Here is a 17,535-nt window from a genome sequence, read left to right on the forward strand (position 1 = left end):
TACTTACCGCTATGATGGACGTAAACAAAATTTTGAACGCCGATTTCCTCGACATCTTGTTCGACGGCCGGAATAAGGAATACGGAGCCTACGAACTGCGGAGATCGTACAACAAACGCCTTACTGTAGCTATTTCAGCTATGATTTTGATTGCGTTGTTGATCTTCCTCGGCTCAGTTATTTCTAAAGAAGCTGAAAAGAACAAGAAGGCGAAAATGGAAGTGCAGGACGTGAAGCTGGAAGAGGTGAAAGAGCAGCCCAAAAATGAGCCGCCACCTCCGCCTCCTCCACCCAAAATGCCTGAGCCTCCAAAAATTGAAATCGCAAAATTCACTCCTCCCAAAATTGTAAAGGATGAGGAAGTGAAAGAAGATGAAAAGCCACCTGAAATCGATAAGATTGAAGAGGCCAAAATTGGTACAATCAACCAGGAAGGTACAAAGGATGATGGCATCGTTGCCCCTCCCGTTGAATCAAAAGGTACCGGTGATGTAGTAGCTCCAAAAGCTGTGGAAGAAGACTACGACAAGGTATTTACCAAGGTGGAAAACCCTGCTGAATTCCCTGGTGGTCCCGATGCATGGCGCCGCTACCTCGAACGTAACCTACAGTACCCTGACGATGCTCAGGAGAATGGTACACAAGGTGTAGTAAAAGTGCAGTTTATTGTAGACAAGGAAGGAAACATTAGTGAAGTGCAAGCCCTCAACGATCCAGGCGATGGTCTGGCTGAAGAAGCTGTACGCATCATTAAGCGTGGCCCCAAATGGACACCTGCCGAACAGAATGGTCGTAAAGTAATTTACCGTCACATTCAGGCTATCACCTTCCGCCTCGAGTAATTCACGCAAATAGATTTATGTAAAAGAGCATCCGTACAGGATGCTCTTTTTTTATTGCGCCAGTTAAAAGTATTTTTTATCAACCTTATGGATTTATGAAACCATGTTCATCATAGTTGTAAATTCTATAAGCTATGATGGACGCAACTAAACTCCTGCAAGCCGATATCCTCGATATCGTATTTGATGGCAGAAACAAAGCATACGGCGCCTATGAGTTGCGTCGGGCTTACAACAAACGCCTTGGAATAGCTATGACAGCCATGGCCGCCATCTGTATCACCGCTTTCGTCGGTTCTGTATTATCTCGCAGCACAGATAACAGTCTTAAAGATGTGATACAAACCAAAGATGTGGTGTTAGTTGATTATAAAGAAACAATGCCGCCTCCACCACCGCCGCCTGTTGCGCCTCCACCACCTTCTGCTGTGCAAACTGCCATGTTTACGCCTCCCGCCATTGTAAAAGATGAAGACGTGCCAGCCGATGCAATGCCACCAGAAATGGACGTGCTGGAAGATTCAAAAATTGGTACCATGAATATTGATGGCGGAAAAGATGAAGGCATAGTAGCTCCACCATCAGAAAAAGGTACAGGAGAAGCGGTACAACCATTGCAAGGTCAAATAAACAACGACACTGTATTTGTGAAAGTGGAAATGCCTGCTGAGTTTCCAGGAGGTATAGATGCCTGGCGCCGTTATCTCGAACGTAACCTGCAATATCCTGATGCTGCCATCAATGATGAAACGCAAGGTGTAGTAAGAGTACAATTTGTGATTGATACAGAAGGCAACGTAAGCGATGTGGTGGCTTTGAATGATCCCGGAAATGGTTTGGCTGAAGAAGCGGTTCGCATTATAGCCCGAGGCCCCAAATGGATTCCTGCTGAACAGAATAACAGACGGGTAAAATACCGCCACAGTCAACCGATTATTTTTCGGTTAGATTAAGCTGTTCAATATGAGTAATCATCAATAACACAACACTATGAAACACTACAATCATGCAATAGCTATAGCTGTTCCCGGTAAAGGCAATCCTGTAAGTCATATTTTAATGCCTTTCGTAATCATTCTTTTTTCATTTGTGTTGTTGTTTCCTGTATTTGCAAAGGCGCAAAACACAGAAAGAAAAACCACCGCAACATTGCAGCAGCAGATGCCCGGTAAAACACAATGGTTGGGAAAGGTGATGATAGAGCCAGGGGGCATGGCTACGCAAGCCCAATCTGGCAATATGTTTGAGTACATCAGCATTAACCAGCAAGAAACCTTTTGGCCAGCTATGCAAAAAGAGCCCATCACCATGGTGATGACACAAGTAGACGTATTGCCTGAGCAAGAATCAATGAGTGGATGGAAAAAGTGGTTGGGAGACAACCAATTTGCAATAGCTGGCAATGCTGGAGATACAAAAAAAACACGCTTTTCCATTTCATTTCTTGTAGATGCTGAGGGTACGCTTGTAGAAGCAAGTATTAAAGGAGATGGCTCACTTTTTCAGGATAGTATTTTGCAGCAGTTCATACAAATGAAAGAATGGAAGGCAGCAGAAAGCCAGGGGGTGAGGGTTGCTTACCGCGGCTACCTCAACATCATTGCTGTGCAGTAAACAACATTTGCATACAACAAGAAAGCCTGCATCGTTTGCAGGCTTTTCTTTTTTTACAGCATCTTTGCTTGTATGACAAATAGCCAAGCAGCTCCTGCATGGAGCGATACAATTGTAGCGCTTTCTACACCGCCCGGCATTGGCGCCCTTGGTGTAGTTCGGTTGAGTGGCCCGCAGGCTATTGCCATTGCCGATGCATTAATGCCCGGAAAAAAAATTGCCAGTAAACCATCGCATACATTGCATGTCGGCTGGTTGAAATATAACGAATATGCAATTGATGAAGTGGTTATTAGTTTGTTCCGCAATCCTAAAAGCTTTACTGGCGAAGATGTAATAGAAATCAGTTGCCATGGCTCGCCCTATATTTTACAACAAACCATTGATGCCTGCATAGCTCTTGGTGCACGGCTGGCAAAGCCCGGGGAGTTTACACAACGTGCTTTTTTGAATGGCAAAATGGATTTGGCGCAGGCAGAAGCAGTGGCTGATATTATTGCCAGCCAAACGGCTGCTGCACAACAAGCGGCCTTGCATCAAATGCGTGGCGGTTTCAGCCATGTGCTGGCGCAACTTCGGGAGCAACTGATTCAATTTAGTGCGTTGATTGAACTGGAGCTTGATTTTGCTACAGAAGATGTAGAGTTTGCCGATAGAACTGCGTTGCAGCAACTGCTTGTATCGATTAATACAGTTGTGCAACAACTGATGAATAGTTTTAAATTAGGAAACGTCATTAAAGAAGGCGTATCTGTTGCAATTATTGGCAAACCCAATGCGGGCAAAAGTACTTTGCTCAATGCGTTGCTCAATGAAAACAGGGCCATTGTAAGTGAAATAGCCGGTACCACCCGTGATACCATTGAAGAAGTGTTGAATATTGACGGTGTTTTATTCAGGTTGATTGATACCGCAGGTATACGGCAAAGCGGCGATGTAATTGAAAGCATAGGTGTAGAAAAAAGCCTGGAAAAACTGCGCAAAGCAGATGTTGTTTTATACCTGTTTGATGTACACAGTTATAACGAAAACGAACTCAAAGAGGCGGTGACTTTATTGAAGGACAACGCAAGGCAATTTGTGCTGATTGGTAACAAAGCTGACCATGCAGCCGGTATAACCGAAGCGAGGCTGGGCGCTTATACATATGTGCCCATAAGTGCTAAAAGTCATATTAATCTGGATCTGCTGAAAACCAATCTTGTACAAACAGTAATGCAGGGTAAAACCAATCAGGAAAGTACCATTGTAACCAATGCCCGGCATTTTGCTGCACTACAAGAAGTACATAATAGTTTAACTGAAATACAGCAAGGCCTTTCGCAGCACATACCCGGCGATTTGATTGCATTAGACATACGCCGTTGTCTTCATTTTTTGGGAGAAATTACCGGTACCATTACCAACGAGGATCAGTTGGACTTTATCTTTTCAAAGTTTTGTATCGGAAAGTAAAACCCATTATGTAAAGTATTTTTTGCTGGCACATTTTATTGAAAGAATTACACCTGTCGATTGAAACACTGGTTTCTGCTTCGTGACAAACAAACGATACATTTATTGTTCAAACTTATCAGTCAGTCCATGACCGATATGACGAATTCTTCAAGCTGATTTTGAAAACTAATGGAAGTATTGCTGGCCATTCAAATCGTTTGTTGCTTGCTAAGAGGACAAGAATCTTACGGTAATACATCTCCTGTTTTCATACCATCACCAATATCTCCTTCTTACCAATTGGTTTGGTCAGATGAATTTAATACCGACGGTGAACCTGATTCTTCCAAATGGGGTATTGAAACAGGATTTAAAAGGAATGAAGAAACGCGGTGGTATCAAAAAGAGAATGCCACATGTGAAGGCGGCTCTTTGGTAATAACAGGTAAAAAGGAACGAAAGCCTAATCCTACACACGTTGCCTGCCAGGGTAAGACAGTCATTGCTTAAACAGGAACAGATTAACCAGCGCTGGAGTATGGTCCCGATAGCTATCGGGATTATGAGTGACAGCATGGTAGGTAACAGAAAGTTCAGAACCTTCAATGTAATCGACAATTGTACACGAGAAGTGCTGGCTATTGAAATAGATACCTCAATTTCTGCAAAAAGGGTGGTAAGAGTACTGGAAAAGATTATTGAACAAAGAGGTAAACCAACAACAATACGAACAGATAACGGTTCTGAATTTATGTCAAAAGAGCTTGAGTTTTGGTGCAAAGAGAAAGGGATAATCATCCAGTTTATACAAGCTGGCAGGCCTATGCAAAACGGTTATATAGAAAGGTTCAACAGACTGTACAGAGAAGCTGTGTTAGATGCTTATCTGTTTTTTGAACTACAGGAAGTAAGAATACTTACCCGTGAATGGATAGAAGAATACAACACCAAAAGACCACATGAATCACTTCAGAATCATACTCCCGAAGAATGGAAATTAAAACAAAACTATACCTTCAATACTCTAATTAAAGCTGTCTGAGAAAAGGGGTACTTATACTTCGAGTCGGGCTTCAACGATATTAAATATTTCAGGAAGCGTTTACAAGAGCAGTTTGGCGTATCTCCATCTGAGTATAAAAAGTAGTTTCAAATGGCTAACTGATTTAAGGTATTAACAGTGCCACAGATGCCCCCTGTTTTTGAGCGGAACAGGATACCGTCTTACAATATTTTAGCTGCCATTGCTATGGCCTGCCAAAGGCTATTTGGCAGGGCATGTAATAGTGCATTTTATTTGATGTGAAAATTACCTGATGATGAATGCCTGTTTAAAAAAAGTCGCTCTCAGCATCGTTAGCTTCATTTTTATTTTCCTGATTCATGGCGGCATTGCAGCTGCGCAGGGTACAAATGCTATATGGGAAAACCCCACTATTCAATTTGAACCAGTGTGGATTTATGTTCATTCACATAGACCTGAACCAGCGTGGCGTAGGAGGTGACAACAGTTGGGGTGCCTACACTCATGCTCCTTATTTGCTCACAGCCAAAACGTATTCATACAGTTACATCAAAGAGCCAAACAATAAATAATTTTCATGCGATATCCATTTCAACAATTGCTGTTGGGCATCTTTTTTATAGGCAGTTTAGTACCAGCCATGGCACAGTCAGGTAAAAAAGACAAGCCAAATATCATTCTTATTTATACAGATGATTTGGGTTATGGTGATGTGGGTGCTTACGGCACTTCTGCTATACCTACACCCAACATTGATCGTTTGGCGAAGAATGGTGTGCGGTTTACCAATGCACATGCTACATCCGCAACCTGTACGCCCTCCCGATTTTCATTGCTTACAGGCAAGTATGCCTGGCGTAAAGAAGGAACAGGCATTGCACCCGGCGATGCCAGCTTGCTCATACCCGTAGAAACAACTACGCTGCCAGGCATGCTGCAAAAAGCAGGTTACAATACGGCAGTAATAGGTAAGTGGCATTTGGGTTTGGGCGATGCTAAGCGGGCAGACTGGAACGGGAAAATTACCCCCGGCCCTCTGGAGATTGGATTTAATTATTCATTTCTTATTCCGGCCACCGGCGATCGGGTGCCTTGTGTTTTTGTAGAAAATCATCAAGTAGTTAATCTTGATAAAAACGATCCCATAACTGTAAGCTACGTTGCACCTGTAGATCCGGCTGCGCCAACGGGGAAAATGAATCCTGAATTGTTGAAAATGCTTCCTTCTCACGGTCACGACATGACTATTGTAAACGGAGTTAGCAGAATTGGCTATATGAAAGGGGGGAGTGCAGCGCTGTGGCGTGATGAAGATTTTGCAGACATGCTTGTGCAAAAAGCTGAAGCATATATCACCAAGCAGCAAAGCAATCCGTTTTTCTTGTATTTCTCTACACACGATATTCATGTGCCACGGTTGGCTCATGAAAGATTTGCTGGCAAAAGTGGTTTTGGACCAAGAGGTGATGTGTTGTTGCAGTTAGACTGGACTGTAGGACAGATAGAAGCCATGTTGAAGAAAAATGGCATTTTGGAAAATACACTGATCATTTTTACCAGTGATAACGGACAAGTGATTGATGATGGATATAAAGATGATGCTGTAGAAAAGTTGGGCAATCACAATCCTGCCGGTATTTTCCGTGGCGGTAAGTATAGCGCATTTGAGGCGGGCACTCGTGTTCCATTCATTGTAAGCTGGAAAGGAAAAATAAAAGGCGGTAAAGTAAATAACGCCTTATTTAGTCAGATAGATTTGTATGCAATGCTTGCAAATTTGACCGGAGGAACTGTGCCATCGGGGCAAGCGCCAGACAGTAAAAACAGTTTGCCGGTTTTGCTCAACAAAAGCCAGCAACACAGAGCGTTTTTGGTGGAGCAATCTATCAACTCAACACTCTCATTACTGGTTGGCGAATGGAAATATATTGAACCATCTAAAGGTCCTAAAAGCAACAAGGATACCAATACCGAATTGGGCAATCTTGCTACCCCACAATTGTATAATTTAGCCACCGATCCCGGCGAAACAAAAAATCTTGCAGTTGAATATCCGGAGCGGGTAAAGCAAATGCAAAAACAACTGGCCAATATCCGGAAGCAATAGTTGCGCCGGATTTGTTTTGCCACTTAAATCAACGGTTATGTACATGTGCTGCAAGAAAAGTAATAAGTGGATGGTGGCGCAAAGTTTGCTACTGTTGGGAATATGCATTGGTTGCGGTACCCGCAATACAGAGCAACAAACAACACCATCGCCAGATTCTGTGCATGCATGTATGCAAGTGCCTTCCCGGTTTGGTAATTTGTCCGCCGATTCTATCAACGACAGCAGTGCGGATACTTCGTATGCAGGCATGGTGTTCATACCTGCGGGCACTTTTGAAATGGGCGGCGATAATGAACAAGCAGCTGCAGATGAGTATCCCAAACACAAAGTGTCAGTCAGCGCATTTTATATGGATGCTACTGAAGTAACGAATGCGCAATTTCAGCAGTTTGTAAACGCTACGGGGTATATCACTACCGCAGAAAGAAAACCCGACTGGAACGAATTAAAAAAGACTTTGCCACCAGGCACTCCAAAACCGCCCGACAGTGTAATGGTGGCAGCATCGCTTGTGTTTAAGCCATCTGCAGGCCCGGTAGATTTGAATGACTACAGCCAATGGTGGAGTTGGGTGTCCGGTGCCGATTGGAAACATCCTGAAGGACCACAAAGCAATATCACAGGGAAGGAAAACTTCCCTGTGGTGCATATAAGCTGGTTTGATGCCATGGCTTATTGCAAATGGGCCGGTAAGCGACTGCCTACTGAAGCTGAGTGGGAATATGCAGCACGTGGGGGCCTTAGCAACAATATTTACCCATGGGGTAATGAGCATGTAAATGCGGGTGCAACCAAGACCAATAGTTGGGAAGGAAAATTTCCTTACCTGAACGAAAACAAAGACGGTTTTGCAAAGCTTGCGCCAGTAATGCGCTTTGATTGCAACCGGTATGGCCTTTTTGATATGGCGGGTAATGTGTGGGAGTGGTGCAGCGATTGGTATGATCATCAATATTACCAAACACAAGCATCTGCTATTGCAACTAACCCGCAAGGGCCGCAAAAAAGTTATGATCCGCAAGAGCCACACACACCTAAAAGAGTGCTGCGTGGTGGTAGCTTTTTGTGTAACGATGCTTACTGTAGCGGCTACAGAGTAGCACGTCGCATGAAGAGTAGTCCGGATACTGGATTAGAGCATACCGGTTTTAGGTGTGTAAAGGATGTGAAAGCCCCATAACGAGTGATCAAAAAAAGTTAGCAATGCATAAATCAATAGTCACGTTTTTGTATTTGTGTGTACAAGCGTTTGTTGCTACTGCTCAGCAAAACACGAAACAGCCAAATGTGATATTGATTGTAGCAGACGACCTTGGCTGGGCCGACTTAGGCTGCTATGGCAGCACATTTTACGAAACCCCCAATTTGGATAAACTCGCAGCAAACGGTGTCCGGTTTTTGCAAGGGTATGCCACCAGCCCGGTTTGTAGCCCTACCCGTGCCAGTATCATGACAGGTAAGTATCCTGTAAAAACGGGTGTAACTGATTGGATAAAAGGGCGGCAGGAAAAAGGTAAACCCGGAGCAGCTATTCGTGTGGGGTCCTACAAATTGGTCTATTTTTTCGAAGATAAAAGGATAGCATTGTATGACTTGGTGAATGATGTGGCCGAGAAAAACAATTTAGTAGTAAGCCATCGTAAAATGGCTATGCATCTTTCCAAAAAACTATTTCGTTGGCTGGAAAATAATGCTGCAAAAACACCTGTTATCAATCCCGGATACAGTGCATTGACAAAGACGTTTTGATATTTGGGCGTGTAAGTTTCGAAACATTTTACTGAGATGGTACGGAACGACCGAGATAAACCTCCAACTGAAACCTTGATTGAAAGTAATCAATTGACTGCCGAAGTATATTCGTTGATCAATCAGGTTCGTACAAGGTAGGTAAGCCTGCAGTTGAGGCAGTTGATGGAACCAATTTGAGGCAGGCTGCTCTCAGATTTATTGTGCGGCATTAAGGAATAGTGGAAATTGCATTTGAAGGCTAGCGTTACTTTTACCTGAAACGTTAGCATGCTGTGCAAGCTTCTTACACCAGGGCCTTGAGTGATAACGTCCCCAATTATTCAGTTATTTATCTTCCCGAAAAATCTGAAGCATTTCCGATACCGCCGGGAGAGTTAAACGTAAGCGCCAATCTGGTTGAGAATCCCGTTTGTCAGTAGTGTTGGATTAATGGTAAACAGTAAAAAAGTAATGAATGTATGACTCACAAAACCGCTATTTTATTTGTTACAGTTTTTTTATTGGCTACCACTTCACATGTGTACGCACAGGCATCATCGAAAAAGCCAAACATCATTTTCATTTTGGCCGATGATCTTGGATATGGCGATTTGGGTTGCTACGGCTCAACCGCTATACAAACACCGAACATAGATGCGCTGGCAAAAAAAGGCATCCGGTTTACCGATTTTTATTCAGGTAGTACTGTGTGTGCTCCGTCAAGAGCTTCATTAATGACAGGCCAGCATACCGGCCACCTCACCATTCGTGGCAATGGCGAAGTACCGCTGCCTGCTGCTGATAGTGTGCTGCCGCAATATTTGCATAAATCCGGATACGTGAATGGCATGGTGGGTAAATGGGGACTTGGCCAGGCGAATACAACCGGGCAACCAGCTTACAAAGGATGGGATTTCTTTTCCGGATTGCTACATCATGTAGAAGGCCATTATCAATTGCCCGATTCTGCATGGCAATTGCAAAGCGGTACGCCGGCCAAGGTGAAAATACCCGGCAATAAATATTCCAACGAATGGTTTAAAGACGAAGCCATCCGCTTTATTGAACAGCAACAACAGCAGCCTTTTTTTCTATACCTGTCCTTCACTTTGCCTCATGCAGAGTTGAACGTGCCGCAGGCTTTTTTACAGCCATATCTCCATCCCGACGGCAGCAGCAAGTTTGAGGAAGAAGTGCCACAAAGAAGTAACCAGCATTATGGCTATCAGCAATACCCCAAGGCAGCCTACGCAGCCATGGTATCGCAAATGGATTATTACATTGGCGAAGTGGTAGCAACACTTAAAAAGCTGCACATAGAAGATGAAACCATCATCATTTTTACCAGTGATAATGGCACTCATGCCGAAGGAGGCCGAACCCGCAAAGATGTAGCAGCAATGCAGAGCAGCGGACCATTGCGGGGCATTAAAAGAGATTTGTACGAAGGTGGTATTCGTGTTCCTTTTGTAGTGAGTTGGAAAAACAAGATTGCAGCCGGTACCAACTCTGCAAGCATGGGCGCATTTTGGGATGTGGTACCCACTCTTTGTGCTATAGCAGGTGCTACTCCTACGGCTGCTGTAGATGGCGTTTCATTGCTGCCCTCATTGTTGGGCAAAACACAACCGCCAAGAGATTGCTTGTACTGGGAGTTTTACGAAGGTGGATTTAAGCAGGCTATTCGGAAAGACAACTGGAAAGCCATCCGTTTTTTTAAAGGCACCGGACCCATTAAAACGGAACTCTATGATCTTACAACTGACATTGGGGAGCAACACAATATTGCTGCGCAGCACACTGCATTGGTAAAGCAACTCGAACTACTGATGGATCGGGAACACACAACGGCTGCACACCCGCTTTTTCAAATAAAATAGCATGTCATTTCTTGATGTCTGCAGTAGATAGTAAATGACAGTCGCCATTATAGAATCTATATTTTTACAGCATTATGAAAGAAAAAATATCCGCTGCATTTTTAGCTGCATACAACACTACACCAACCATCATCGTTCGATCTCCCGGCAGGGTAAATATTATTGGCGAACATACCGATTATAACAACGGATTTGTATTGCCTGCAGCAATCGACAAAGCTGCATACATCGCCATTTCATTAAGAGATGATGACCAGATTCATTTAACTGCTCTTGATTTAAATGAATCTTTTTCTATTTCCGTTACCGATTTAAAACCTGTTGGAGATGTGAGTTGGCCCAACTATATACTTGGTTCGGCAGCACAGTTTACAAAGCGGGGTATACAATTGACCGGCTTCAATGCGTTGCTCACCAGCGATGTACCCATGGGTGCAGGTTTGTCATCATCAGCAGCGGTAGAGTGTGCTACCGTATTTACTCTAAACCATTTGTTGCAAACAAATATCGACAGAGTGGCCATGGTAGAAATGGCACAAAAGGCCGAGCATGAATATGCAGGCGTTATGTGCGGCATCATGGATCAGTTTGCATCTATGATGGGCAAAGAAAATCAGGTGATAAAATTGGATTGTCGTTCGTTGGCATACGAATATGTGCCTTTCAATTTGGATGGTTACAAAATTGTATTGCTCAACACTAACGTAAAACATTCACTCGCATCGTCGGAATACAATACCCGCCGCAAAGAATGTACACAAGCAGTGGAGTGGGTGAGTGCTCATCATCCAGAAGTGCAATCACTGAGAGATGCTACCATTGCTATGCTGGATGAACATGTGCAGCCTAAAGACGCTGTGGTGTACAACCGTAGCCGCTATGTTGTTGATGAGATAGCCAGGTTGCAAGATGCTTGTAGTGATTTGCAGCAAGGCAACATTGCTGCCATGGGGCAAAAAATGTTTGCTACGCATGATGGACTAAGTAAGCTCTATGCTGTTAGCTGCAAAGAGTTGGATTTTCTGGTTGATTTTGTACGGAACAGACCAGAAGTTTTAGGTGCCAGAATGATGGGTGGCGGCTTTGGTGGTTGTACCATCAACATTGTACAAGAGTCGGCCATAGATGCGTTGGTTGCTGCTGTACGCCCTGCGTATGAGGCTGCCATGCAGCTGCCCCTGGACGTGTTCGTGGCATCCATTAAAAACGGCACAGAAATTATATAAGCATGTTTAATACAACGGAGCATCCGCATACGAGGCTCAATATTTTAACGGGTGAGTTTATATTGGTTTCACCCCACCGCATGAAAAGGCCCTGGCAGGGAAAGGTAGAAGCGGCTTCCAATACATCGCTGCCAGCATACGACCCCACTTGTTATTTATGCCCCGGCAATAAACGGTCGGAAGGTGCAATCAATCCGGTTTACACAAATCCGTTCGTGTTTACAAATGATTTTTCTGCCCTGCTGTCAGATACACCCACAGGTGGCACCAATGAGCAAGATTTATTGGTTAGTAAAAGTGAGGCCGGCATGTGCCGGGTAATTTGTTTTTCGCCCAATCACAGCCTCACACTTCCGTTGATGGATGTGGCTGATATTGAAAAAGTAATTCAGCTTTGGAAAGAAGAATTTACGGCGCTGGCGGCCCATACAAACATCCGGTATATCCAAATTTTTGAAAACAAAGGCGACATCATGGGGTGTAGCAATCCACATCCGCATGGTCAAATATGGGCTTCTACATCTGTGCCCGTAGAGTTGCAAAAAGAAACCACACAGCAACAGCAATACTTCGAGAAACATGGTCGCAGCCTGCTGAGTGATTACCTCACTTTGGAGTTGCAAAAGCAAGAACGCATTGTGGTAGAAAATGAGCACTTTGTGGCATTGGTACCGTACTGGGCAGTTTGGCCTTACGAAACCATGATTATTTCCAAAAGACATGTACAGCAGGTTACTCAATTTACTGCGGAAGAAGACACAGCTTTGGCCGATGTGCTAAAGCGACTGACTACCCGATACGATAATTTATTCAGCACTTCCTTTCCTTACTCTGCAGGTATGCACCAAATGCCGGTAAATGAATCGCCTAAACCAGGCTGGCATTGGCACATGCATTTTTATCCGCCATTGCTGCGAAGTGCCACAGTTAAAAAGTTTATGGTGGGCTACGAAATGCTGGCCACCCCCCAGCGTGACATTACAGCAGAAATGGCAGCTGACAAACTCCGCAGCCTTAGCGAAGTGCACTACAAACACAGTGCCGCTCAGCAATAGTGCCCATTTGTTCGTCATCACGAACAATATATAGGCCCGCTCCTTTTTGGGGTGGGCTTTTTAGTGCAGGTACTTCGGGCTTGTCATTCTTCAATCGCCTTTAGCAACCATCAGGCTGGCTTTAATAACTGCATTTCACCGTTAAACCAATCGTTTACACAGGTAAGCATCCCTTTGCTTTACTTTTACCACGCAATTTATTTTGAGGTATGACTGTAGACGAAAAACTCATCGGCCATTTGGCCAACCTTGCCCGGCTCGAATTTGACCCGGCTGCAAAGCAGGCCATGCAAGCCGACATGGAAAAAATAATTGGCTTTGTAGAAAAGCTGAATGAACTGGATACCACAGGCGTGGCCCCACTCAGGTTCATGGGCGAAGCTGCCAATGTGTATCGGGAAGACATGCCCGGCGAAAACTTGCCGGTGGCAAAGGCATTGCAAAATGCGCCGCACAAAAACGAGTCATTCTTCAAGGTTCCAAAAGTGATCAAACGCGACTAATCAATAACATCATGCAGGGTATCATTCACATCAGTAATATTCGTAAGTCCTATTTCATGGGCAGCCAGTCGTTGGAAGTGCTCAAGGGTTTAAATCTTGACATTTACAAAAATGAATACGTAGCCCTCATGGGTCCTTCGGGGTCGGGCAAAAGCACCCTTATGAATATCCTCGGCTGTTTGGATAGCCCAACTTCCGGCACTTACATTTTAAATGATAAAGATGTAAGCAAAATGGAGGATGCCGACCTGGCGCAAATTCGTAACAAAGAAATTGGCTTCGTGTTTCAACAGTTTAACCTGTTGCCAAGGCTGAGTGCTGCTGATAATGTGGCCCTGCCGCTTATTTACGCAGGCATTGCCAAAAAGCAGCGCCGCGAAATGGCGATGGAAGTGCTCCAGAAAGTAGGGTTGGCCGATAGAAGCCATCACAAGCCCAATGAGCTTAGCGGTGGTCAAATTCAGCGGGTAGCCATTGCCCGGGCCTTGGTCAATAGTCCGGCTATTATTTTGGCCGACGAACCTACCGGTAACCTTGATTCTAAAACTTCCGTAGAAATTATGGACCTCTTTTCTGCCATTCAGGAAGCGGGCAATACGGTGGTGTTGGTTACCCACGAAGAAGATATTGCCGGCTACGCCAAAAGGGTAATACGCTTACGTGACGGCGTGGTGGAAAGTGATCATACGCAAGTAAGCCGCAAGCATGAACATGTGCATGAATAATCGTGGGCAATCTTCTGAACATTCCTACATTGCCTTTGTTACACCCACTATTACAGGTAAATAAACATGGCATTTAAGATTTATACTAAAACAGGAGATAAGGGTACCACTTCGCTTATTGGTGGTACAAAAGTATTGAAGAACCACAGCCGTATTGAGTCTTACGGTACTATCGACGAACTCAATTCTTACATCGGATTAATCAGAGATTTGCTTCAGCATGAAGCATCGGGCAAAGTGTTGCTAGAGATTCAGGATCGCTTATTTACCATCGGGTCTTCGCTGGCCTGCGATCCCAATAAAGAAACACCCCTCAAAATTCCTGACCTCAAACCGTCGGACATCAGCCTCCTCGAAACCGAAATGGACAGTATGGACGAAGTGCTGGAGCCGATGAAATCATTCATTTTGCCCGGCGGGCACCCCACCATTTCTACTATTCATATTACCCGCTGCGTGTGCCGACGTGCAGAGCGGTTGTGTGTACAACTCATGGAGATGGAAGAACCCGTGGAGCCGTTGGTACTCAAATACCTCAACCGGCTCAGCGATTATCTTTTTATGCTCGCCAGGTATGCCGGCCATTTGTACAAGGTGGCCGATATTCCATGGAAGCCAAGGGTTTCGTAGGAAATCAGGAAATAATTACACCATCTTTCATTACCAGTTTTCGGTCGCTCAGGTTCGCCAGCGACTCATTATGGGTCACAATCAAAAATGTTTGCCCCAGCTGACGGCGTAGTTCAAAAAAAAGTTCGTGTAATTCCTGAGCATGCTGGCTGTCGAGGTTGCCGGTGGGCTCATCAGCAAACACAATGGCTGGCTGATTAATCAGTGATCGGGCCACAGCAATACGCTGCTGTTCACCACCAGAAAGTTGAGATGGCTTGTGGTCTTTTCTATCGGTCAAATCTAGCAGGCGCAGCAATTCCAGTGCTCTTTCTTCCACCGCTTTTTTGTTGCTGTTGCCAATCCAGCCGGGTATGCAAATGTTTTCCAGTGCTGTAAACTCTGGCAGTAAATGATGAAATTGAAACACAAAGCCGATATGTTCATTGCGAAACCGGGCCAGGGCATTGCCTTGCAAGCCGGTCACCTCTGTGTTGTTGATGCTGATACTGCCGCTGTCGGGTTGATCGAGGGTACCTAAAATGTGGAGCAGCGTACTCTTGCCCGCTCCCGAAGCTCCCACAATGGATACCACTTCGGCTTTTGCCACCGAAATATCTACCCCTTTCAGAATCGTCAAATCTCCGTATTGCTTCTTGATTCCTGTCGCCGATAGCATACCATTCATTTTTCTCTCCGGTAAAAGTATCTGATTCACTGTGTTTATCAACCACACTTCAGTTGGTACTCCACAATTTGATGGGCTTTGCACAACTACATTTGGTAATTTCTGTGATACATATACATTTGCCAAAATTTTTAAGGAGGGTAATCTGTATGTTTTGGACACTCGAACTCGCATCTCACCTCGAAGATGCCCCCTGGCCGGCCACAAAAGATGAACTGATTGACTATTCAATTCGTTCAGGTGCTCCTATTGAAGTAGTGGAGAACCTGCAGGAACTGGAAGACGACGGCGAAATTTATGAAGGCCTCGAAGATATTTGGCCCGACTATCCAAGTCAGGATGATTTCTTCTTTAATGAAGACGAATATTAATCTACAAGTAGCACTAACTGTTTGTAAAAAGCCATTCTTTTATAGAATGGCTTTTCTCTTTGTTCTTATTGCTGCTTAAACGTTAGTTTGAAAAAGATGAGCAATAAACTCAGCACACATACTATGCCGTTACAAATAATAACCGGCCAAAGCATAGGGCTGTTGAATATGCCATAAATAAGCCATACAATGGTGCTGATAAAGACAATCAGCATCATTTCAAAGCTCAAATCATCGGCACGTCTCGTTTTCCAGGTTTTGTATACCTGTGGCATAAAAGTAACCGACGACAGAAACGAGCCTACAAGTCCAACCATTTCTACCCAGTTCATAGGTGTTTGGTTTTAAAAATGAAACTCCCGGCTTTGCGCTGCTTTGTGTTTTGAGCTGCTGCAGGTTGGCCGGGAGTTGTCTGTTATCAGATAGTTGCTGACCTTACTTTTCCATTTGTTCTATCACATCTTGCGTTACGCCGGTAAAGCTGAACCCGCCATCGTGAAAAAGGTTTTGCATGGTCACCATACGGGTAAGGTCGCTAAACATCGTTACACAATAGTTGGCGCAGTCTTCAGCAGAAGCATTACCCAACGGGCTCATCTTTTCTGCAAAGCTCATAAAGCCATCAAAACCCTTTACGCCACTGCCAGCAGTGGTACGGGTGGGGCTTTGGCTAATGGTATTGATACGCACTTTCTTTTTCTTACCATAGTGATAGCCAAAACTGCGGGTAATGCTTTCGAGCAAGGCCTTGGCATCAGCCATTTCGTTGTAGTCAGGAAATACACGCTGCGCTGCTATATAGGTCAAAGCAACGATGCTTCCCCATTCAGATATGGCGTCCATTTCGTAAGCCACCTGGCACACCCGGTGCAGGCTAAGTGCCGAAATATCCAATGTCTTATGCTGAAAATCGTGGTTCAGGTTTGTGTAATGAAAGCCTTTACGAATGTTCAGACTCATGCCAACAGAGTGCAGCACAAAGTCTACCGGGCCGCCAAAATGAGCCATTGCTTCAGTAAACAGCTTTTTAATATCATCATCATTCGAAACATCGGCCGGGATAACAGGGGCATTGCCGCAAGCTTCAGCCAATGCATTGATTTCGCCCATGCGTAGTGCAATAGGGGCATTGGTCAGCACCAGCTCAGCGCCTTCTTCGTAGCACTTCTGTGCAGTTTTCCAGGCAATTGACTGGTCGTTGAGGGCTCCGAAAATGATACCCTTCTTTCCTTTCAAAAGTTGATTCGCCATAATAAGTCTGATTATGTCTTTAATAGGTCACGCTTTTAGCATAAACGCGGCGGTAAATGTAGGATTTATAAGAGTATGACATGTCCGCATGCCTTGAGCAAAAGCCGTAGCATTACTGTCGAATGAATAATAAAGAGTAAACGCACTAAATAAGAAGACAGAATTTCGAATATTATTTCGGTCAACTCAATGGAAAGAAAATTAATTAATCACTTCAAATACAAGCGTGGCAAGGCTTTCAGGCTTTACAATCATTTTTCATTCTAAAAAAAGTTGGAGGGAATGAATATGCCCTTATCTTTGCCGTCCGCTTTTGAAAAACGAGTATGTTTTGATGGGTTTAGGAATAGTTCTTTATGAGGGTTTTGGGGTAAGAATTTTTTGAAGTTGGTTTTAGGTTTTGCTGATGAGTGTCTTGAAAAAAAACTTCAAAAAATAGTTGGCCAAAAAGTTGGTTGAATAAAATTTC

Annotated in this window: 19 protein-coding genes and 1 pseudogene; 17 read left to right on the forward strand and 3 right to left on the reverse strand. The window is 44.3% G+C overall.

Annotated features, from left to right (window positions below):
* The first annotated feature begins 11 nt into the window (after window positions 1-11).
* From V7Q13_RS13410 to V7Q13_RS13485, 16 genes and pseudogenes are all read left to right on the forward strand, one after another.
* Entirely contained in the window at window positions 12-842 is an 831-nt protein-coding gene (locus V7Q13_RS13410) for an energy transducer TonB (RefSeq protein ID WP_333801182.1), read from the forward strand.
* 134 nt (window positions 843-976) lie between these two features.
* The gene (locus V7Q13_RS13415) at window positions 977-1,795 is read left to right on the forward strand and encodes an energy transducer TonB (protein ID WP_333801183.1); all 819 of its coding nucleotides are present in this window, start codon (window positions 977-979) and stop codon (window positions 1,793-1,795) included.
* A gap of 37 nt (window positions 1,796-1,832) precedes the next feature.
* Complete coding sequence (locus V7Q13_RS13420) at window positions 1,833-2,456, forward strand: hypothetical protein (protein ID WP_333801184.1); 624 nt, start codon at window positions 1,833-1,835, stop codon at window positions 2,454-2,456.
* A gap of 72 nt (window positions 2,457-2,528) precedes the next feature.
* Complete coding sequence (mnmE, locus tag V7Q13_RS13425) at window positions 2,529-3,911, forward strand: tRNA uridine-5-carboxymethylaminomethyl(34) synthesis GTPase MnmE (protein ID WP_333801185.1); 1,383 nt, start codon at window positions 2,529-2,531, stop codon at window positions 3,909-3,911.
* Between the two features lie 171 nt (window positions 3,912-4,082).
* Window positions 4,083-4,403 (forward strand): glycoside hydrolase family 16 protein, encoded by a 321-nt coding sequence (locus tag V7Q13_RS13430; RefSeq protein ID WP_333801186.1) that lies wholly within the window; start codon window positions 4,083-4,085, stop codon window positions 4,401-4,403.
* Window positions 4,372-4,935: pseudogene (locus V7Q13_RS13435) on the forward strand (integrase core domain-containing protein); the annotation flags it as partial. The gene V7Q13_RS13430 and the pseudogene V7Q13_RS13435, both read left to right, overlap by 32 nt.
* A gap of 371 nt (window positions 4,936-5,306) precedes the next feature.
* On the forward strand, window positions 5,307-5,489 hold the full coding sequence (locus V7Q13_RS13440; RefSeq protein WP_333801201.1) for a hypothetical protein: 183 nt from the start codon (window positions 5,307-5,309) through the stop codon (window positions 5,487-5,489).
* Window positions 5,490-5,494: 5 nt separating this feature from the next.
* Window positions 5,495-7,024 (forward strand): sulfatase-like hydrolase/transferase, encoded by a 1,530-nt coding sequence (locus V7Q13_RS13445; RefSeq protein WP_333801187.1) that lies wholly within the window; start codon window positions 5,495-5,497, stop codon window positions 7,022-7,024.
* 43 nt (window positions 7,025-7,067) lie between these two features.
* On the forward strand, window positions 7,068-8,207 hold the full coding sequence (locus tag V7Q13_RS13450) for a formylglycine-generating enzyme family protein (protein WP_333801188.1): 1,140 nt from the start codon (window positions 7,068-7,070) through the stop codon (window positions 8,205-8,207).
* Window positions 8,208-8,230: 23 nt separating this feature from the next.
* Complete coding sequence (locus tag V7Q13_RS13455; protein WP_333801189.1) at window positions 8,231-8,776, forward strand: sulfatase-like hydrolase/transferase; 546 nt, start codon at window positions 8,231-8,233, stop codon at window positions 8,774-8,776.
* Window positions 8,777-9,237: 461 nt separating this feature from the next.
* Window positions 9,238-10,638 carry an arylsulfatase gene (locus V7Q13_RS13460; RefSeq protein ID WP_333801190.1) on the forward strand — a complete coding sequence of 467 codons (1,401 nt, stop codon included), beginning with the start codon at window positions 9,238-9,240 and terminating at the stop codon, window positions 10,636-10,638.
* A gap of 74 nt (window positions 10,639-10,712) precedes the next feature.
* A complete protein-coding gene (galK, locus tag V7Q13_RS13465) occupies window positions 10,713-11,864 on the forward strand; it encodes a galactokinase (RefSeq protein WP_333801191.1) in 1,152 nt (383 codons plus the stop codon).
* Window positions 11,865-11,866: 2 nt separating this feature from the next.
* On the forward strand, window positions 11,867-12,919 hold the full coding sequence (locus V7Q13_RS13470; protein ID WP_333801192.1) for a UDP-glucose--hexose-1-phosphate uridylyltransferase: 1,053 nt from the start codon (window positions 11,867-11,869) through the stop codon (window positions 12,917-12,919).
* Between the two features lie 209 nt (window positions 12,920-13,128).
* Window positions 13,129-13,422 carry an Asp-tRNA(Asn)/Glu-tRNA(Gln) amidotransferase subunit GatC gene (gatC, locus tag V7Q13_RS13475; RefSeq protein ID WP_333801193.1) on the forward strand — a complete coding sequence of 98 codons (294 nt, stop codon included), beginning with the start codon at window positions 13,129-13,131 and terminating at the stop codon, window positions 13,420-13,422.
* 11 nt (window positions 13,423-13,433) lie between these two features.
* On the forward strand, window positions 13,434-14,147 hold the full coding sequence (locus V7Q13_RS13480; RefSeq protein WP_333801194.1) for an ABC transporter ATP-binding protein: 714 nt from the start codon (window positions 13,434-13,436) through the stop codon (window positions 14,145-14,147).
* 66 nt (window positions 14,148-14,213) lie between these two features.
* The gene (locus V7Q13_RS13485) at window positions 14,214-14,777 is read left to right on the forward strand and encodes a cob(I)yrinic acid a,c-diamide adenosyltransferase (RefSeq protein WP_333801195.1); all 564 of its coding nucleotides are present in this window, start codon (window positions 14,214-14,216) and stop codon (window positions 14,775-14,777) included.
* 4 nt (window positions 14,778-14,781) lie between these two features.
* On the opposite strand, the gene V7Q13_RS13490 is transcribed toward V7Q13_RS13485, so the two are convergent.
* A complete protein-coding gene (locus V7Q13_RS13490; protein WP_333801196.1) occupies window positions 14,782-15,435 on the reverse strand; it encodes an ABC transporter ATP-binding protein in 654 nt (217 codons plus the stop codon).
* Window positions 15,436-15,593: 158 nt separating this feature from the next.
* On the opposite strand from V7Q13_RS13490, the gene V7Q13_RS13495 reads away from it, so the two are divergent.
* Window positions 15,594-15,815: a DUF2795 domain-containing protein gene (locus tag V7Q13_RS13495; protein ID WP_157477088.1), complete on the forward strand. Its 222-nt coding sequence runs from the start codon at window positions 15,594-15,596 to the stop codon at window positions 15,813-15,815.
* 65 nt (window positions 15,816-15,880) lie between these two features.
* On the opposite strand, the gene V7Q13_RS13500 is transcribed toward V7Q13_RS13495, so the two are convergent.
* Together V7Q13_RS13500 and V7Q13_RS13505 are read right to left on the reverse strand one after the other, a co-directional pair.
* On the reverse strand, window positions 15,881-16,147 hold the full coding sequence (locus V7Q13_RS13500) for a SemiSWEET family sugar transporter (protein WP_333801197.1): 267 nt from the start codon (window positions 16,145-16,147) through the stop codon (window positions 15,881-15,883).
* Between the two features lie 103 nt (window positions 16,148-16,250).
* Window positions 16,251-17,066, reverse strand: a complete 816-nt coding sequence (locus tag V7Q13_RS13505) for an enoyl-ACP reductase FabI (protein WP_333801198.1) — start codon at window positions 17,064-17,066, stop codon at window positions 16,251-16,253.
* Between the last annotated feature and the right edge of the window lie 469 nt (window positions 17,067-17,535).

Source organism: Phnomibacter sp., assembly GCF_036803085.1.
Lineage (GTDB): Bacteria > Bacteroidota > Bacteroidia > Chitinophagales > Chitinophagaceae > Phnomibacter.